This is a genomic window from Flavobacterium sp. B114r (assembly GCF_056824125.1).
This window is the reverse complement of record NZ_CP124858.1, coordinates 76,888-94,486: the sequence shown is the minus strand read 5'-3', so window position 1 is coordinate 94,486 and position 17,599 is coordinate 76,888. Positions and strand designations below refer to the sequence as shown.

General features: G+C 33.7%; 17 protein-coding genes. 7 read left to right on the top strand and 10 right to left on the bottom strand.

All coding sequences use genetic code 11. The features are described from left to right. Nucleotides 1–23: 23 nt before the first annotated feature. From QLQ94_RS00450 to QLQ94_RS00435, 4 genes are read left to right on the top strand one after another with little or no spacing between them, the layout of a single operon-like run. Complete coding sequence (locus QLQ94_RS00450) at nt 24–683, top strand: TetR family transcriptional regulator C-terminal domain-containing protein (protein ID WP_271335173.1); 660 nt, start codon at nt 24–26, stop codon at nt 681–683. Then, nucleotides 683–1,987: an ABC1 kinase family protein gene (locus QLQ94_RS00445; RefSeq protein ID WP_271335172.1), complete on the top strand. Its 1,305-nt coding sequence runs from the start codon at nt 683–685 to the stop codon at nt 1,985–1,987. The genes QLQ94_RS00450 and QLQ94_RS00445 overlap by 1 nt, the downstream gene beginning before the upstream one ends. 40 nt (nt 1,988–2,027) lie before the next feature. Further along, the gene (locus QLQ94_RS00440) at nt 2,028–2,711 is read left to right on the top strand and encodes an SDR family NAD(P)-dependent oxidoreductase (protein ID WP_482498817.1); all 684 of its coding nucleotides are present in this window, start codon (nt 2,028–2,030) and stop codon (nt 2,709–2,711) included. A 6-nt stretch (nt 2,712–2,717) separates the two neighbouring features. After that, the gene (locus QLQ94_RS00435) at nt 2,718–4,136 is read left to right on the top strand and encodes an SDR family oxidoreductase (RefSeq protein ID WP_482498815.1); all 1,419 of its coding nucleotides are present in this window, start codon (nt 2,718–2,720) and stop codon (nt 4,134–4,136) included. A gap of 468 nt (nt 4,137–4,604) precedes the next feature. On the opposite strand, the gene QLQ94_RS00430 is transcribed toward QLQ94_RS00435, so the two are convergent. The 8 genes from QLQ94_RS00430 to QLQ94_RS00395 all read right to left on the bottom strand — a co-directional run bounded on the left by QLQ94_RS00430 (nt 4,605) and on the right by QLQ94_RS00395 (nt 12,293). Further along, the gene (locus tag QLQ94_RS00430; protein WP_482498813.1) at nt 4,605–5,900 is read right to left on the bottom strand and encodes a cryptochrome/photolyase family protein; all 1,296 of its coding nucleotides are present in this window, start codon (nt 5,898–5,900) and stop codon (nt 4,605–4,607) included. A 136-nt stretch (nt 5,901–6,036) separates the two neighbouring features. Next, nucleotides 6,037–6,501, bottom strand: a complete 465-nt coding sequence (locus QLQ94_RS00425; protein WP_482498811.1) for an SRPBCC family protein — start codon at nt 6,499–6,501, stop codon at nt 6,037–6,039. Between the two features lie 229 nt (nt 6,502–6,730). Next, the gene (locus QLQ94_RS00420; RefSeq protein ID WP_271335167.1) at nt 6,731–7,171 is read right to left on the bottom strand and encodes a sterol desaturase family protein; all 441 of its coding nucleotides are present in this window, start codon (nt 7,169–7,171) and stop codon (nt 6,731–6,733) included. 206 nt (nt 7,172–7,377) lie between these two features. Further along, nucleotides 7,378–8,217 (bottom strand): phytoene/squalene synthase family protein, encoded by an 840-nt coding sequence (locus QLQ94_RS00415; RefSeq protein WP_271335166.1) that lies wholly within the window; start codon nt 8,215–8,217, stop codon nt 7,378–7,380. Between the two features lie 3 nt (nt 8,218–8,220). After that, the gene (locus QLQ94_RS00410) at nt 8,221–9,687 is read right to left on the bottom strand and encodes a phytoene desaturase family protein (protein WP_482498809.1); all 1,467 of its coding nucleotides are present in this window, start codon (nt 9,685–9,687) and stop codon (nt 8,221–8,223) included. 37 nt (nt 9,688–9,724) lie between these two features. Then, nucleotides 9,725–10,624 carry a MerR family transcriptional regulator gene (locus QLQ94_RS00405; RefSeq protein WP_482498807.1) on the bottom strand — a complete coding sequence of 300 codons (900 nt, stop codon included), beginning with the start codon at nt 10,622–10,624 and terminating at the stop codon, nt 9,725–9,727. Between the two features lie 74 nt (nt 10,625–10,698). Then, nucleotides 10,699–11,658 (bottom strand): ion channel, encoded by a 960-nt coding sequence (locus tag QLQ94_RS00400; RefSeq protein ID WP_482498805.1) that lies wholly within the window; start codon nt 11,656–11,658, stop codon nt 10,699–10,701. Nucleotides 11,659–11,792: 134 nt separating this feature from the next. Next, a complete protein-coding gene (locus QLQ94_RS00395; RefSeq protein ID WP_271335161.1) occupies nt 11,793–12,293 on the bottom strand; it encodes a tetratricopeptide repeat protein in 501 nt (166 codons plus the stop codon). A 265-nt stretch (nt 12,294–12,558) separates the two neighbouring features. Here QLQ94_RS00395 and QLQ94_RS00390 point away from each other — a divergent pair, with 265 nt between their 5' ends. Continuing rightward, nucleotides 12,559–13,884, top strand: a complete 1,326-nt coding sequence (locus QLQ94_RS00390) for a serine hydrolase domain-containing protein (RefSeq protein WP_271335160.1) — start codon at nt 12,559–12,561, stop codon at nt 13,882–13,884. Between the two features lie 79 nt (nt 13,885–13,963). On the opposite strand, the gene QLQ94_RS00385 is transcribed toward QLQ94_RS00390, so the two are convergent. Beyond that, a complete protein-coding gene (locus QLQ94_RS00385) occupies nt 13,964–14,905 on the bottom strand; it encodes a DUF4421 family protein (RefSeq protein ID WP_271335159.1) in 942 nt (313 codons plus the stop codon). A 370-nt stretch (nt 14,906–15,275) separates the two neighbouring features. Between QLQ94_RS00385 and QLQ94_RS00380 the strand changes: the two genes are divergently transcribed. After that, nucleotides 15,276–16,262 (top strand): hypothetical protein, encoded by a 987-nt coding sequence (locus QLQ94_RS00380; protein ID WP_427402066.1) that lies wholly within the window; start codon nt 15,276–15,278, stop codon nt 16,260–16,262. Beyond that, nucleotides 16,259–16,963 carry a hypothetical protein gene (locus tag QLQ94_RS00375; RefSeq protein ID WP_271335157.1) on the top strand — a complete coding sequence of 235 codons (705 nt, stop codon included), beginning with the start codon at nt 16,259–16,261 and terminating at the stop codon, nt 16,961–16,963. The genes QLQ94_RS00380 and QLQ94_RS00375 overlap by 4 nt, the downstream gene beginning before the upstream one ends. A 37-nt stretch (nt 16,964–17,000) precedes the next feature. On the opposite strand, the gene QLQ94_RS00370 is transcribed toward QLQ94_RS00375, so the two are convergent. Continuing rightward, on the bottom strand, nt 17,001–17,465 hold the full coding sequence (locus QLQ94_RS00370) for a GNAT family N-acetyltransferase (RefSeq protein WP_271335156.1): 465 nt from the start codon (nt 17,463–17,465) through the stop codon (nt 17,001–17,003). Nucleotides 17,466–17,599: the final 134 nt, after the last annotated feature.

Below are 17,599 nucleotides of genomic sequence, written 5' to 3'. Positions count from 1 at the left end.
TGCAAATTTAAAACTTTAATAAAATGGTAACTAAAAGCAAGGTAATCAGTAAAGAAGACATCGTTTCAATATATATGAATGAAGTTTTAGAAAAAGGAGAAAAGCCAAAATCGGTATATCATTTTGCAAAAGAAAATGATTTTACTGAAGCTGAATTTTATGCTTTTTTTGGAACATTAGAAGGATTAGAAAAAGAAATATTCAGATTGTTTTTTGCCAATACAATCGATTTGTTAAACAAAAACGCAGAATATTTAGAATATGATATGAAAAACAAAATGTTGAGTTTTTATTTCACTTTTTTCGAAATTTTAACCGCCAACAGAAGTTATGTTTTACAATCGTTAAAATTCGACAGAAATCCGCTAAAGAATCTTGTACAGCTTACTACACTTCGAAATAGTTTTAAAGAATATGTTTCAGAAATCCTGACTGATGATTACAGATTAGAACAGGAAAAATTGCAAAAATTTCAGGAAAAAGGAATTCAGGAATCAGCTTGGTTACAATTAATGCTTACGATCAAATTCTGGGTTGATGATGAATCAGCAGCTTTTGAAAAAACAGATATTTTTATCGAAAAATCAGTTAATGCTTCATTTGAATTAATGAATGTTGCGCCCTTAAATCATTTAATAGATTTAGGTAAATTTCTTTTTAAAGAAAAAATCTACAGCAAATAATGAAAACAATCGATTATATACCAACATCAAAAATAGAAAGAGCCAGTAAATTGGTGCAAACAGGTGCCAAAATAGGAGTAAACTACGTAAAGCATTATGCCGAAAAAATGGTTAATCCTGATTTGACACGCGATAAACTTAATGAAAATAACGCCGAAGATATTTACGACGGACTAAAAAGCCTGAAAGGAAGTGCGTTAAAAGTAGCCCAAATGTTAAGCATGGACAAGAACTTTTTGCCGCAGGCCTATGTAGAGAAATTCTCTTTGTCGCAATTTTCAGTTCCGCCACTTTCAGCGCCATTGGTTTTAAAGACTTTCAAAACCAATTTTGGAAAAACGCCTTATGAAATCTTCGACGAATTCAATGCAAATTCAGTTAATGCAGCCAGTATTGGTCAGGTACATTTGGCAGTAAAAGACGGAAAAAAGTTAGCCGTTAAGATTCAATATCCCGGTGTTGCCAATAGCATTTCATCAGATTTAGCTTTAGTAAAACCTATCGCCATTAGAATGTTTAACCTTCAGGGAAAAGATTCTGATAAATATTTTAAAGAAGTCGAAGATAAACTGATAGAAGAAACCAATTATTTGCTTGAATTACAACAAAGTCAGGAAGTAGTTGAGGCTTGTAGTAAAATCGAAAATTTACTTTTCCCGAGATATTATCCTGAGTTTTCGTCAGAGAAAATCATTACAATGAATTGGATGACCGGAATTCATCTTTCTGAATTTACTGCTATAAATACTGATGCAGCAGTTGGCGACAAATTAGGTCAGGCACTTTGGGATTTCTATATGTATCAAATTCACGTATTACGAAAAGTACATGCAGATCCGCATCCCGGGAACTTTTTAGTAGACGATCAAAACAATTTGATTGCACTTGATTTTGGATGCATGAAAATAATTCCGGAAGAGTTTTATGTACCATATTTTGAGTTGATCAATAAAAACGTAATTACAGATAAAGCACTTTTCAATCAAAAATTATTCGAATTAGAAATTCTTCGCCCGGATGATTCACCTGCCGAAATAGAATATTTTACCGAAATGTTTCATGATTTACTATCACTTTTTACAAAACCTTTCCAAAACGAAACCTTCGATTTTGCCGATGAAACTTTCTTTGAGAGCATTGCCAAATTGGGAGAGCGTTTCTCTAACGATACCAATCTCAAAAAAATGAACGGAAATCGTGGCTCAAAACATTTTATCTATATGAATCGTACTTTCTTTGGTTTATATAATTTAATGTTTGATTTGAAAGCTAAGATTGCTGTTAATAATTATCTCAAATATTAGAACCTAATCGTCCTCCGGTAATCAAATAAACATCAGAAAAATGAGAAATATATTAATCATCGGAGGAAGTAAAGGCATAGGAAGTGCTATTTTGTTGCAACAGCTAGAGACAAATAGGGTTTTTAATATCAGCCGAAGCGCGCCCAAACTTACACATCCTAATCTTACCCATTTTGGTTTAGATGTTTTGAAGGACGAACTGCCGGATATAGCAGAAGTTGATGCTTTAATTTATTGTCCCGGATCGATTACGCTTAAACCCATTTCGAATTTAAGCGTTGATGATTTTAGAAACGATTTCGAAATTAATGTTATTGGAGCTGTAAAAACCATTCAGAAATACTTGCCTGTTTTAAAAAGAGGCGACGAGCCTTCGATCGTTTTATTCAGTACGGTTGCCGTAAAATTAGGAATGCCTTTTCATGCCAGTATTGCAACGGCAAAAGCGGGTGTCGAAGGTTTAACAAAAAACCTTGGTGCTGAGTTGGCAACTGTAGTTCGCGTCAATGCCATTGCGCCCACAATTACAGATACTTCTCTTTCGGCTTCTATTTTGCGAAACGATCGTATGAAAGAAAATATGATCGATCGCCATCCTATGAAAAGTTACTTAAAACCTGAAGAAGTCGCTAATATGGTTGATTTCCTGATTTCGGAAAAAGCGAATTCCATTTCAGGTCAAATTTTCGAAATGGATTATGGTTTAGTGACATTTAAAATCTAAACAGCCATGAAAATTCTCTTAACAGGCGCAACAGGTTATATTGGCAAACGTCTTTTGCCCATTTTAGTCGCGCAAGGACATCAGATAATTTGCTGCGTAAGAGATAAAAACAGATTTTATATACCCGAAGATTTTCTGCAAAAAGTACAAGTCATAGAAGTCGATTTTCTCGAAAAAGAAACTTTATCGGCAATTCCTGCCGATATCGATGCTGCTTTTTACCTCATTCATTCCATGTCAGGACCTGATACCAATTATGATGAACTCGAAAGTATTTCGGCTACTAATTTTGTTGAAAGACTCAATCAGACTCAGGCGCAACAAATCCTGTATTTAAGCGGAATCGTAAATGATAAATCGCTTTCTAAACATTTGGCTTCCCGCAAAAATGTTGAAAGTATTTTAGCCAAAGCAAAAGTGCCTTTGACTACTTTAAGAGCGGGAATTATCGTTGGGTCGGGTAGTGCTTCGTTTGAGATTATTCGGGATTTGGTCAACAAACTTCCGGTGATGATTACACCCAAATGGCTCAATACAAAGTGCCAGCCTATTGCAATCACTGACGTTTTGGAATTTCTGTCAAAATCACTTTTAAATCCTGTTACGTACAATCAAAGTTTTGATATTGGAGGTCCTGATATTTTAACTTATAAAGAAATGTTGTTGGCATTCGCCGAAGCAAAAAAACTCAAACGATACATTTTTACCATTCCGGTTATGACACCTAAGTTGTCGTCGTATTGGTTGTATTTTGTTACTTCAACCTCTTATAAACTGGCATCGGCTTTGGTAAGCAGTATGAAAGTCGAGGTTATTTGCAAGGATCACCGCATAAATGAGCTTTTGCAGGTAAAACCAATGACGTACAAACAAGCACTTTCGAGAGCTTTGCTAAAAGTCGAAGAAGATAAAGTAGCTTCAAGCTGGAAAGATTCCCTTGTAAGCGGACGTTTTAACCGAAATATCTCAGCACATCTAAAAGTTCCTAAAAAAGGCTGTTATATCGACCGAAGAAAAAAACAAATTGAAAATCGCGATTATACGATTGATAGAATTTGGTCAATAGGAGGCGAAACAGGTTGGTATTACGGCGATTGGCTCTGGAGTTTACGAGGTTTTATCGATAAACTTTTTGGTGGCGTAGGTTTACGTCGCGGCCGAACCAATAAACACGACATTCATTCCGGCGATGCTTTAGATTTTTGGCGTGTTTTGTATGCCAATAAACAAGAAGGAAAACTGATTTTATACGCCGAAATGAAACTTCCAGGTGAAGCCTGGCTCGAATTCAAAATTATACACAACACTTTATATCAGGCCGCAACCTTTAAGCCTAATGGTATATTAGGAAAACTATATTGGTATTCCGTTTTGCCATTCCATGGTTTTATCTTCAACGGAATGCTTTATAAACTCATTAAGTAGTTTTAGGAGCTATTCCTGCTATCCTCTTGTATCTTTTGTTTAAAAAAAAACAAAAGGATACCGCTTCTATCAGGGCTAGGGATTTAGTTTTTATTAGAAGTTTCATCGATTAATGTCATAACAGCGAGCTTGTCTTCCCTGATTCTTCTTGAAATCTGATTTTCGTTATATCAAAAATCATCGTTGTAAGTCCCAGAGGGACGATATATTTATAGAAAATTATTTTTTTTGAACAGAACCCCAGCGGGGTGGTATATTTTATAATCTTAAGGGCAATTATATGTCGCTCCGCTGGAGCTTTAGCATGATGATGTGTATCTTTTCTATAAATATATCGTCCCTCTGGGACTTGAATTGTCTTTATATTCTGTTGGTCTAAATATCAGGCAATTTGTACTTGCGTACTCAAGTTTTAAAGCATCAGATGTTTGGAATTTGGTCCCGAAGCTTCGGGATAAAAAATTGAATTTATTTCAAGATTCCCTTCTTATAAGTCGCAATTGCCCTGTCTCTCGCAAAAGCATGCTCCACCATTGGTGCATTATAACCCAAATCAAATTCAGGAATCCATTTGCGAATGTAGATGCTTTTTTCGTCGAATTTCTTTTGCTGTATTTCAGGATTAAAAACCCTGAAGTATGGCGCGGCATCGCATCCTGTTCCTGCTGCCCATTGCCAGTTGCCAACGTTTGAGGCCAATTCAAAATCTAATAATTTCTCTGCAAAATACGCTTCTCCCCATTGCCAGTTAATCAGTAAATGTTTGCATAAAAAACTGGCTACAACCATGCGAACTCGATTGTGCATATATCCGGTTTCGTTAAGCTGACGCATTCCTGCATCGACCATTGGGTAACCTGTAGTTCCTGAACACCAGCGTTTTAAGTCGTCTTCGTTATTGCGCCATTGAATGCCATCATAAGCTGATTTGAAATTGTGATTGACACAATTAGGAAAATTAAACAGAATCTGGATAAAAAATTCTCTCCAGATTAATTCGCTCAAAAAAGTTTGGTTTTTCTTGTTTGCCCAATTAACCAGTTTTCGAATACTCACAGTTCCAAAACGTAAATGTGGCGAAAGATAAGAAGTGCCATCTATAGCTGGAAAATCTCTTATTTCTTTATAATTGCCTATTTGAGTTAAGTTATGTGGAAGTACTTTTATCGTGCTTCTTTCAAAACCAATGTCAGATAATTCAGGAAATGTGAATTGATTTTTAGCAAAATTGATTAATAAAGGTTTTGTGTCATATTCCTGAGCATGTCCTGAAAGATGGTATTTCTCGAGCCATTTATTTTTATAAGGCGTATAAATCGTGTACGGAAGTCCATCGGCTTTTGTGATTTCTTTTTCTTCGAAAATCACGTGATCTTTGAATGAAAAGGATTCCGTATTATTTTCTTTTAATAAAGCCGAAATGGCTAAATCTCGTTTTATCGCATAAGGTTCGTAATCTTTATTGAAGAAGATTTGCTGAATGTCATATTCTTTGATAAGTGATTTCCAAACCTCAAAAGTTTTTCCTTTTTTGATCAATAGAGAAGAATCGATTGTTTGAAGTTCTTCGTTTATTTTCTGAAGTGAATCGTAGATAAAACTAACACGGGCATCATCTTTAGGAAGATTTTCTAAGATATCTTCGTCAAAAATAAATAACGGAATTACGGGAAAATCAGATTGCAAGGCATTGAATAATCCGATGTTATCATCAAGACGTAAATCACGTCGAAACCAGAAAAAAGTAACTTTTTGTTTAGTCATTATATTGTATTCTTTTTTTATGCCACAGATTATAAGGATTTATAAAGGATTTTTTTTCATGCAGATTAACACGGATTAACACGGATTAAAAAATCATTTGAATCATTATAATCTGTTGCAAATTTTTTTTGAGTAATTATACTTTTGAATTGAATAACTCTTCGATTTTATTATGGCGATATTCGAAAATTGATTTCAGTTTATTTTTGACCATTATTGTATTGGCAAGTTGGCCCAAGAAACCAAAAGGCAATGCATAATGAACAACATCGATCATTTTTGTACCATTTTCTGTGGCTTCAAAAAAGTGTTTGTGATGCCATAATGCATAGGGGCCAAAACGCTGTTCGTCTACAAAATATTGATTTTTCTGTGCAACGGTGATGATCGTCATCCAGTTGATTTTGATTCCCAAAAGTGGTTTTAATGTATAGGTAATCACTTGTCCGGGATACATGCATTTGCCATCGAAATCCTGAATTACAAAACTCATATCATTAGGCGTAATCGCTTCGAGATTTTGTGGACTCGAAAAAAAGTCCCAACATTTTTCGATACTGGCGTTTAAGTGTTGTACGGTTTCTAGTTTATATACTTTCATAAAATCGATTTACATTTTACTTGTCGGTTATTTTTTGAACACATAGAGACATAGATTTTGTATGTTCAAAAAAGGCGTTTCACTAGCATTAACAAACATAGCTATGTGTGAGAAACGAGTTTCTTTTTATTTTACTTTTTCACAATCATAAATTCTATGTTTTTATGTGTTTAATTAGAACATTTAGACATTTCACCCAACGGGTTATTATTTTTTTAACAGAAGCAGTTTACATTTTATAATATTTGAATGGAACGAATAACATCCCGAAACATTCTCCGTGTTCTTTTCCCAGATGTTTGTGGTGAATTTTATGTGCTTTTCGAAGGCCAATCAGGTATTTGTTTTTCGTGTTTTTGAACCATTTAAAGCGCTGATGAATTAAAACATCGTGAATTAAAAAATAACAAGCACCATAAGTGGTGACTCCGCAGGCGATGAAAAATAAATAATTGAATCCGGCCTGAACGCCAAAATAAAAAAGAACGATACTCGGGATGGCAAAAATGACAAAGAAAATGTCGTTGCGCTCAAAAGTGTCTTCGTATTTGGGCTGGTGGTGATCTTCGTGAAAATACCACATCAATCCGTGCATGATGTACTTGTGCGTAAGCCAGGTAACACATTCCATGAAAAGAAAAACGCCTAAAAAGATTAAAAAAGAAATCATTTTTTATGTTTTGAATTGTTGAAAATTAATTCTTGATTTTTATTATGTAGTTTATTTAAACTCATAGAGACATAGCTTTTGTTAGCTTTAAAAAAGAGGCGTTTCACTTGTTGAAATACACATAGTTATGTGAAAATGATTTGTCATTTTATTTTGACTTTTATTCAAATGGGAAATTCTATATTTCTATGTGCTAGAAATCGATCCTACACTAATTTTAACTTGTAAGTTACAAAAGATTGCGCTAAAAGTCCCGCTTTGGTGTAATTTGAAACTCTGATTCTTGAATTCCCAATTTCATAATACGGTGTATTTTTTAGTTTTTTAAGCAATTTTTTATAATACACATACGCAGTATAAACTCCAAATTGTGCTTCGATAGGTAGTTTTACTATTCCCTGATAAGCAATCCTGAAATCTTCTTCGATCTCATTGATAATAGTAGTTTTTGCATTTTCGTCGAAAGAATTTAAATCGACCCCAGGAAAATAGTTTCGGTTTAAAACCAAATTATCATCTTTGAGATCTCTTAGGAAATTCACTTTTTGAAAAGCTGAACCTAATCGCATCGCTTCGTTTTTTAGCTGTTCGTATTTTTGATTGTTTCCTTTTACAAAAACTTTCAAACACATTAAGCCCACCACATCGGCAGAACCATATATATAATCTTCATATTCAGTTTGTGAGCTGTAAGTTGATTTTATAAGGTCCAGTTTCATACTTTTTAGAAAAGCCTGAACCAGATCGTCTGTAATATTGTATTCTTTTACGGTATGTTGAAATGAGTTGAGAATTGGGTTTAAGCTAATTCCCATTTTCATGGACTTGTAATATTCTTTTTCGAAATCATTGATAAGACCTTCTTTGTCATAGTCATGAAAAGAATCGACGATTTCGTCAGCAAAACGAACGAATCCGTAAATGCTGTAAATGGCTTCGCGAATGCTTGGTGAAAGCATTTTTACAGCCAGCGAAAATGAGGTACTGTAGTTTTGTGTGACCAACTTGCTACATTTGAAAGAAACGGTGTCGAATAGTGATTTCATTTTTTAAGATCTAAAAGATTTTTGAATTAACTCAGCTACTAGTTTTCCTGAAATTAAAGCAGGCGGAACACCTGGGCCAGGAACGGTTAATTGTCCTGTGAAATACAAATTGTGCACTTTTTTGCTTTTTAATTTCGGTCTTAAAAAAGCCGTTTGCAATAAAGTATTGGCCATTCCGTAAGCATTTCCTTTGTAAGCATTATAATCTGTTACAAAGTCATTTTTGCAGAATGATCTTTTAAAGATAATATTATTTTTAATTTCCTGCTTTGTTAATTGCTCAAAGCGAGTAATGATTTTTTCGAAATATTCTTCTCTAAGTGCTTCGCTATCATTTATTCCAGGTGCTAGAGGGATAAGGAAAAATCCGCTTTCCATGCCTTCCGGAGCAGCAGTCAAATCTGTTTTTGATGGAAAATTGGCATAAAACAAAGGTGCGTCAGGCCATTTTGGTTCGTCGTAAATATCTGCTGCGTGTTGATTAAAATCGACATCGAAAAACAGTGCGTGATGAGAGATGTTCTCTATCTTTTTATTAAAACCAACAAAGAATAAAAGCGAAGATGGAGCAAAAACTCTGCTTTCCCAATATTTCTCAGAGTAGGCGCGATGTTCGTTATCCAGTAAAGTTTCGGTATGCTGATAATCGGCTCCACTTAAGATAATGTCTGCATGGATTGTTTGTCCGTTAATTACAATTGCGTTTGCAGTATTGTTTTCTACTATTATTTTTTCGATGGGAGAATTCGTTTCTATCGTAACTCCAAGTTCCAGGGCCAGTTTTTCGATTGCGCAAACCACATCAAACATTCCTGTTTTGGGATGCCAGGTTCCTAAACCAAAATCGGCATAATTCATAAAATTATAGAAAGAGGGTGTTTTAGTTGGTTTTGCACCTAAGAATAAAACGGGAAATTCAAGAATCTGAATTAGTCTTTCGTTTTTAAATTTCTTATGTATATCAGTACTTACGGTACTAAAAAACTGGTTGAGTTTTAAAGTGGTTTCAAGTGTGATTAATTCAAGTGGAGAAACTCCGGGACGATAAACCAAATCTTTAATTGCAATGTCATAATTGCTTTTGGCTTGTTTGATGAAAGTTTCAAGTTTTTGACCACTTCCTTTTTCAATAGATTCAAAAGTGGCTTTTATTTCTTCGAGATTATCATAGATATTGATAAAATCGTCGACTCCAAAATAAACCCGATATGCTGGATTTAATTTTGTAAGTTCGTAATAATCAGTTGTTACTTTGTTGAAATCCTGAAAAAAACGCTCAAATACGTCAGGCATCCAATACCAGCTTGGTCCCATATCAAATGTGAAACCTTCTTTTTTGAATTGTCTTGCTCTTCCGCCAATGGTATCATTTTTTTCATAAATAGTTACCTTGTTTCCTTGCTGCGCCAGGTAACATGAAGCGGCTAAAGCAGAGAAGCCCGATCCTATTATTGCTATTGTTTTTTTCATTTGTTTAACAAATATACAAAAACTTTAAACAAAAACTTTATAGCATACTAATAGTTTCTTCCATAGAGTCAAAAACGCGTATTTTTTCTGATAGCATTTTCTGATCGATATGCTCTGTCATATTTCCCATAAGCCAAATTTCGTTATTGTTTAGTAGTAATTTTTGGCCCATCGATTTTACATATTGATTGATGACATTGCGATCTGGCTGAATTGTCATAAAAGATACAAACGTAATATTTTCAAAATGTCTGGTGAGATCTTCAAGGTTTTCTATTGGCATACTTTCGCCAAGATAAATGGTTTTATAGCCTTTAGATAAAATTTCATATTGCAGGTATAACAATCCTATTTGATGAATTTCATTTAAGGGCAATGAGAGTACAAAAATTCTATCGGTTTTACTTGGCTTTAATATTTGAAGGCTTTCCGTGTAAATTAATATTTTTTGTTTGATCAAATGACTCATGAAATGTTCATTTGCAGGAGTTATGGTTTCTGATTGCCATAATAGTCCCAATTCTTTTAGTAAAGGAAGAAAGTGATCTTTGAAAATTTCTTTAAATGACTTTTCGGAAATCAGCCAATCAAAAGTATTGAAGAATATCTCCTGATCAAAATTCATCATGGCCATTTTGAAAGAAGTTATGGCGTAATTCTGAGAATTTTTAGTCGAAATAATTTCACGAACTAATTCCGGAATTTTTTCTTCTGGATAAGTTGCGATTTTAGAAATCTTATAACCGTATTCGTGTAATAGCGTAATGTTTAAAAGCTTCTGGAGATTTTGTAAATTATAAAGCCTGATATTCGTGTCAGTTCGCATTGGCTCTAAGATGTTATATCTTTTTTCCCAGATACGAATGGTATGTGCTTTTATTCCGGATAAGTTTTCGAGATCTTTTATGCTGAAAACAGTCTTAATATTGTTTATCATTTCTGGCCATTTGGTGAACAAAAATAGAATAAAATATGAAAATACCTTTATAACTTAGTCAAAATGATAGATTACTAGAGGTTTACTGATTCGTAATGGTTTAGTTTGTCTAAATGCAGGACGGTTTTAGAGTTGTCTTTACTTCGGTTATACATCGTCTCAAATTTTGCTCCGTAAACAATTTCATTAAAAGTATAAGAGGTTCTAGCTGCGACAGTATTGCTAAACATATTGTCAAAAGTGGTGATGAAAACTAGTATTTCGCCCTGAGCTTTTTTAAAGTCTTCTGCAGAAAAATTAAATAATGGACTATCTTCTGTAATTGGATGCACCAAAGTCCAGCTTAATGAAAGGGCATTTATGTGGTCTAATTCAAGTTTTAAGCTGTAGAATTTATTGGTTTGTACTCCATTTTCTTCTAAACTCAGTCCTAGTGTAATTTTTGCTGTTGCATCTGTAAAATTGGTATTTTTAAAAGGTACCAGACGTATCATAAGTCCTTTGTTTTCTCCATAGGGTGAAATCAATGCATTGTCTGCGAATTTTAAATAAGCTACTGGTTTACTGAATCTTCCAAAAAATAAACCTGTTGCAATGGCAAAACTTAATAAACCAATTAAAGCTTCGGCAGCGGATAAGGCACTTGTCAAAAATCCCGTTGGACTAATATGTCCGTAACCAACAGTTGTAAAAGTTTGAGCACTGAAAAAGTAAGCCTGACCAAATTGAGTCAATACACTTTGAGATTGTTCAATCCCGTCCAGATGTTCAATTCCGATAGCGTAGTAAACGACTGCAAATATAAAATTCATTGCAATATAAAAAGAAAACAAAATAGACATGAATTTCCAATTGGGCATGTCGATCATGGTATGGTACCAGCTAATTTGGCGAAACAAATGCATGCCTCTTTTTTCTATATTGGGAGTTCCGTCCTTGTTTACAAATCTTCCTCCATAACTATTTGCATTAGCGCTAAAACCGGAATTTTTGTCAGTTTGTGCCTTGTGATTTATCTTTTTTAAAAGTGCCATTAAAGTTGTTGCTTTGAACAGCAAATGTAAGAATAAGTTATGGATGAAATCAGTTCAGTATTTCTAAATAAAAAAAGCAATCTGTAAATGTTGATTTTATAGATTGCTTTTTTATTCGATAACTTTAATCTTGTCTATTTACAAAAAGTTGCTTTGTTTTTAATAGCGCTTTGACTTCCTAATTCGATTGCTTTAGAGAAATCCTTACAAGTGTTTTTCTTGTCGCCTAATTTGTTATATGCTAAGGCTCGTAAGTTATAAGCGATATAATCTTTTGGATTTAAAGCAATAGACGATGTGCAATCATCAACAGTTTCTTTAAAGTTGTTTAATTTGTAGTTTACATTCGCTCTTCCGGTAAAGGCATCCGCGTTCATGGTATCTAACTCGATTGTTTTGCTAAAATCAGCCTGAGCACCTTTTAAGTCATTCAGTTTTAGTTTTGCAACGCCGCGATTTTGGTAAGCTTCCACAAATTTAGAATTCATGCTAATGGCTTTTGTATAATCAGCAATTGCGCCTTTTGTATTGCCGGCTTCCGCTTTTTTGATGGCCTTGTCAAAATAGCCGGTTGCAGATTGTGCCCATGTAGAGCAAGTAATCATAATAAACGATAGTAGTAATAAATGTTTCATAAACCAATTTGGGATTAGGTTAGTAGGTTAATAATTCTAAAACGAATTTAGTAAACTTTTTTTGTAAGAGAAGTTCTTTTGCGAAATAACTATTGTTTTTTATTTATTTCTGCAGACTATATTTTTAATATTAAGAAGATATTCCTAAATAATTTCTTAACTTAGCTAAATTCTTATGTTTTTTAGCACTGTTTTTCTGTTAAAAAAAAGAATAATTTCCTCCCAAATCGATTTCTATTACTCATTAAATATAAATTAAGATAATATGAAACAAGTTTATTGTTATTCGCAATTATTATTTTTCGGTTTAGTTTTTCTGTTCAGCATTACTTCCAGTGCCCAGGAAAAAACAAAGTATTTAGATGCAGAACAAAGTGATCCTGTAAAGATGGGGTGGATGATTGGTTCGCCCCCGCCAGTCAATCGTATTCCCCGTTTTGATGATGGCAGTTTTTTTCAGTTTCCCGCTCTTAGATGGAGTGTTGCACATATGCGTCAATTCATGCCAACTATAAATGTTTCTCGAGGATTGGGAACTTCATACCCACTCGTGACAAATAGTAAGAACGATATTGATAAAGTTACCTTTGTTCCGCTTGGGGAAACTAAAGCAATTACCTGGCAAGAATCACTGCAGAAAGTCTACGCTGATGGCGTGATCGTTATGCATCATGGAAAGATTGTTTATGAAAAATATTTTGGAGTATTAAAAGTTGACGGACAGCATGCTGCAATGTCAGTTACAAAATCTTTTACCGGAACACTTGGTATTATGTTAGCCAAAGAAGGTTTGATAGATACTACAAAAAACGTTTCGCATTATATCCCGGAACTTAAAAATTCAGCTTTTGGCGATGCTACAGTAAGGCAAGTGATGGATATGACGACAGCTTTACAATTTAGTGAGGACTATGCAGATCCAAATGCCGAAATATGGAAATTTTCGGCTGCTGGTAATCCTTTGCCAAAACCTAAAGATTATGACGGACCAAAAACATATTACGAATATCTTCCTACAGTAAAGAAAATTGGAGTTCATGGTGAGAGTTTTGGTTATAAAACGGTTAATTCAGATGTTTTGGGATGGATAATCGCCAGAGTTACCGGAAAAACAATCGCGGAGGTTTTGTCTGAAAAAATCTGGAAAAAATTAGGAATGGAGCAAGATGGTTATTATTCTGTAGATGCTATTGGGACACCTTTTGCCGGTGGCGGACTTAATTTTGGTTTAAGAGATATGGCACGCTTTGGTCAGTTAGTTTTAAATAATGGTAAAGCAGGCAAGGAGCAAATTATTCCTAAATCAGCCATTGATGATATAAGAAAAGGCGGAAGTAAAGAAGCATTTGCAAAAGCCGGTTATACTCTTTTGAAAGGTTGGAGTTACAGAGATATGTGGTGGATTACCAATAATGATCACGGAGCGTTTTGCGCGCGTGGAGTTCACGGACAAGTTATTTACATAGATCCAAAAGCAGATATGGTTATTGTGCGTTTTGCATCTAATCCGATAGCGGCAAATGGTGCAAATGATCCGTATTCTTTGCCAGCTTATGATGCTGTTGCAAAATTCCTGATGACCAGTAAATAAAAATGAAATGGCTAATCGCTTATAAAATAAAATGATTTAATTTCTTATTTTCCTCTGATGGACATTAAGTGTGTTTGTCTTATTTTGGTTTCTTATTCCAGAATGGATTAGAATCAAACCTCCATATATAAGCGATTTGAAAATTACCGGAGGATAAACCGATATTGCTATTGTTGCTTTCTGAAAACGAAGAAAAGATCAGGTTATTAACGTATGATAATCCTAGTGACCACTTTTCTTTATTGTATCCTGTTGCGACTCTTGGAAAAAAAGTAGGATATATTTCTATCTTTTGTTTACCGAAATCATTTATTCGTTCAGTACCAAAATTTGCGCCCACTGTGGCTGATCCGCTAGCGAACCAACGTTTGTTAATGGCCCAGGTGTAGGCGTAACCTCCGCTTACTCCAAACTGAAAGTTACGCAACGAATTCCTCGTTTTATGAACAAAAGAACTATCAGATCCTATTTTTGTAAAATAAACTCCGCCACCAAGTAAAAAACTTCCTGCCGATTTCAATTGCCTTTCGTTCTGATTAAAAGCAGCTTTATAGGAGAATTTTTTGTTATTAAAAACATATTGACCAAATGCACCATATTGCTGAATGTTTAAATCCGGATATAATTTTATGTTTTTATCGTTTTCATCCGCAGTATAAAATCCCTGATACTTTTGAACAAAAAGATCAATTATGAACTTTCGTCCGTAATTATGAATCTGGAAATCTAATGCTTTTGTCTTTCCCTTCTCTTTTTCCTTCATAAAATTCAAGCCATATCCGTAACTCAGATTAATTATGGTATTATTTACAGAAACTCCAAAGCCTAAATTCATTGGCGTGTTAGGCATGAATTTCTTAATTTCTCCATCTGCTTCCTGTTCCATCGAAATGAATTTCATTGAAAGATAGGTTCTTATTGAAAGTTCATCCTGAAAAGGTTTAATATAGGTCGTATCAATTTGCGCTTTGCAAAAATAGGGAAGGAGAAAAATAAGGAAAAGGAAAAAATAGGATCTCATTCTAGTATCAAACGGAAAATAATTACTCTTATTATTTCAGGAATAAGCTTGTTTGAAAAGAGTTTGTATGATGTAAAAATACTGCATAATGTTATTGTTTTAAGAATAAATTTTCTGGATAATAGAGGCAGGTCAAAAATGTGTTTTTTTCTTTAATGAGAACAAATGATTGATAGGATTTATGAATTTTAAGGAATGAATTTTTATTCTGGTTGTTTTCTAAAATAATATTTTTATGTAAATTTGGTATGTATGTGTCTGTGTAGTAATTGTGTAAGGGTTTTTATGATAGCTTGCTGCAAATAAAAAGTACGGGCATGTTACCGTAATGAAATGTTTTGATTAGTAATCCCCAAATTATTAAAAAGGAATGAAAAAAAATCTTATCATTATTTTCTGGGCGCTCTATATGTTCTTTTTTGCAATTCCTTTTCCTATGATAATCTATTATGCTGTCAATAGTGAATTTGATGTAAATACGCTAAAAGATAAAAATCCCTGGCTGGCATTAAGTTTTGTTTTGGTGTCCGTTATTCTTTGGTTAATTGTCTTAATTGGTTATTTTAGAAAATGGATTTTAGGGATTTTTATAACCAAGAGAAATTTAGAAAGAATAAAAAGCAAAGGAATATCGAGAGAAGCAAAAATTTTAAGTGCTGTAAAAATTTCAAAACCAACAGCAAAATTTAATTCCTATGAACTTGAGTTGTTGTTTAGAAATCTTGCTGATGCCGAAATTACTCATAAAACTATTATTACGGATAGTAAACCTCATGAACGTCGTTTCGAGGCTGGAAAGAAAATAAGTTTAATGCTTGACAGGAATATGAAAAAGCCTCCGTATTTTGTTATTGCTGTTGCACAAGCGAATATAAATATAGGAAGTCTTTTTTTTAGAATAGTTGCCTGGCTTGTTCTTCTCATTGGTTTAATTGGATACTATTTTTATTCGTATCAATTAGAAAGTTATGGTGCAGGATGGCGTTTTATGAGTTTTGGTCATCCATTAATTATTTGTCCGATCGTGCTTTTATTTTATCGCTATTTTTTAAAATTTATTTTAGGAAAATTTACTGGTGTAAATTACGATTCGATGTTGATAAAATTTAAAGGAGTTAAAACCTGGGCAAAACTGCTTAACGCAAGCCAGACCGGAACTTATATAAATGAACAGCCTATGATTCGTTTTAATCTTGAATATGTCGATAATAAACATCAGGTTCATAAAATTAGTTTAAAAAAAGTGGTGGGACTTCTTGAGTTAGATCTTACTAAACAATCACAAATAGAAATTTTTTATCTCGAAGAAAATCCTAACAAAATTGCTTTTGCAAGCGATTTAAATAATATTGTATGAAGAAATTAATTCTCTTAATGATTTGCATTTCGTTTCTTTTAAGCTGTGACCAGATCTCTAAAAGTATTAGCGAAACATTTAAGTCCGGTGATTCTTTAGTAATTAAGGAAATAGTAAATCCCGCTTCTGAATCTTTAGGAGGTGATAAGCCGGATGTTCGTGCAATTGGAAATAGTGTTATCGAAAAACACACAGCAGTTGAGACACAAGTGCATGTTGAAAGTGAAAATGTAAACTTTTTAACGAATGCAAATGCATTAGAAAAAGCTGAAGAGGCTTTACGAAAGTTACCTCAATATGCAGGAAAAGAGATTTTTGTCTATTCGATTGCTTATTTTTATGATAATGGAACTATTAATATTATGCTTCAGCATCCTGTGAATCCCAAGTACGTTGATGGTTATGATTATAGGGATAATAAATGGTCTGATCCCAGACCTATTCAATTATCGATTAGAGACGATGTTCAGAAACGTTTGATTCCGCTTAATAAAATCAAATTTGTAAATGTTGCTAAGCTAACGGGTATTTATAATAAAAAAGCGCAAGAAATAGAAGGGGCTAAATCTCTTACAAGTGCTTATGTATCGATTTGGGGAAATGCAATGCAATGGTATCCAACAAGTATTAGTGGAAGCAGGGAAAAGTATTCAATACAATTTAATGATGACGGAACGTTAAAAACATTCAAACAGGACTAGTTTTTATGTAAAATTGTTTGTTGTCGGAATATTAAAATCAATCCAGTTTTAGTTTAAAACCTTCATGACTTGCTTTAAAGCCTAGTTTTTCGTAGAATTTAATAGCTTCTGTTCTTCTTTTGTCAGATGTTAACTGAATCATTTGACAGCCCTTTTCTTTTGCGCGATTAATGGCGTAATTAAGAACGTTGGTTCCTATTCCCTGACCTCGATAATCAGAATGTGTTCTTACGGCTTCGATTTGTGCTCGCAATGTTCCTTCAAAATTTAGATATTGTATAAAAGTAAGTTGAAACGATGCTACTTTATTTTCGTTTATTGTTGCGACGATCAATTCCTGATTAGGATCTTCCTGAATTTTTTTAAATGCGTTGAGGTATTTTTCAGAAACTATGGAGGTATTATTTTCTCTTGTTGCTCCGTAAGTATCATCAGCAAGCATACTGATGATTTCCGGTAAGTCTTCGATTGTTGCAAGTCGGAAAGTAAGATTGGTATGCATGTTTACAAAAGTTTTTTATCAATATAAAATTACTGAATAAAATAAGGCTAAATAAAAAAGGCAAAATACATTTTTATATATTTTGCCTTTTAATTAAGTTTGTCTTTTTTAGACCAGTTATTTTGATGTAAAAT

What these genes read in the sequence shown, in the direction of transcription:
- QLQ94_RS00400 (WP_482498805.1), bottom strand. Translation starts at nt 11,658, where the DNA reads ATGGCACTTTTAAAAAAGATAAATCACAAGGCACAAACTGACAAAAAT.
- QLQ94_RS00390 (WP_271335160.1), top strand. Translation starts at nt 12,559, where the DNA reads ATGAAACAAGTTTATTGTTATTCGCAATTATTATTTTTCGGTTTAGTT.
- QLQ94_RS00450 (WP_271335173.1), top strand. Translation starts at nt 24, where the DNA reads ATGGTAACTAAAAGCAAGGTAATCAGTAAAGAAGACATCGTTTCAATA.
- QLQ94_RS00375 (WP_271335157.1), top strand. Translation starts at nt 16,259, where the DNA reads ATGAAGAAATTAATTCTCTTAATGATTTGCATTTCGTTTCTTTTAAGC.
- QLQ94_RS00380 (WP_427402066.1), top strand. Translation starts at nt 15,276, where the DNA reads ATGAAAAAAAATCTTATCATTATTTTCTGGGCGCTCTATATGTTCTTT.
- QLQ94_RS00445 (WP_271335172.1), top strand. Translation starts at nt 683, where the DNA reads ATGAAAACAATCGATTATATACCAACATCAAAAATAGAAAGAGCCAGT.
- QLQ94_RS00405 (WP_482498807.1), bottom strand. Translation starts at nt 10,624, where the DNA reads ATGATAAACAATATTAAGACTGTTTTCAGCATAAAAGATCTCGAAAAC.
- QLQ94_RS00415 (WP_271335166.1), bottom strand. Translation starts at nt 8,217, where the DNA reads ATGAAATCACTATTCGACACCGTTTCTTTCAAATGTAGCAAGTTGGTC.
- QLQ94_RS00395 (WP_271335161.1), bottom strand. Translation starts at nt 12,293, where the DNA reads ATGAAACATTTATTACTACTATCGTTTATTATGATTACTTGCTCTACA.
- QLQ94_RS00385 (WP_271335159.1), bottom strand. Translation starts at nt 14,905, where the DNA reads ATGAGATCCTATTTTTTCCTTTTCCTTATTTTTCTCCTTCCCTATTTT.
- QLQ94_RS00430 (WP_482498813.1), bottom strand. Translation starts at nt 5,900, where the DNA reads ATGACTAAACAAAAAGTTACTTTTTTCTGGTTTCGACGTGATTTACGT.
- QLQ94_RS00370 (WP_271335156.1), bottom strand. Translation starts at nt 17,465, where the DNA reads ATGCATACCAATCTTACTTTCCGACTTGCAACAATCGAAGACTTACCG.
- QLQ94_RS00435 (WP_482498815.1), top strand. Translation starts at nt 2,718, where the DNA reads ATGAAAATTCTCTTAACAGGCGCAACAGGTTATATTGGCAAACGTCTT.
- QLQ94_RS00425 (WP_482498811.1), bottom strand. Translation starts at nt 6,501, where the DNA reads ATGAAAGTATATAAACTAGAAACCGTACAACACTTAAACGCCAGTATC.
- QLQ94_RS00410 (WP_482498809.1), bottom strand. Translation starts at nt 9,687, where the DNA reads ATGAAAAAAACAATAGCAATAATAGGATCGGGCTTCTCTGCTTTAGCC.
- QLQ94_RS00420 (WP_271335167.1), bottom strand. Translation starts at nt 7,171, where the DNA reads ATGATTTCTTTTTTAATCTTTTTAGGCGTTTTTCTTTTCATGGAATGT.
- QLQ94_RS00440 (WP_482498817.1), top strand. Translation starts at nt 2,028, where the DNA reads ATGAGAAATATATTAATCATCGGAGGAAGTAAAGGCATAGGAAGTGCT.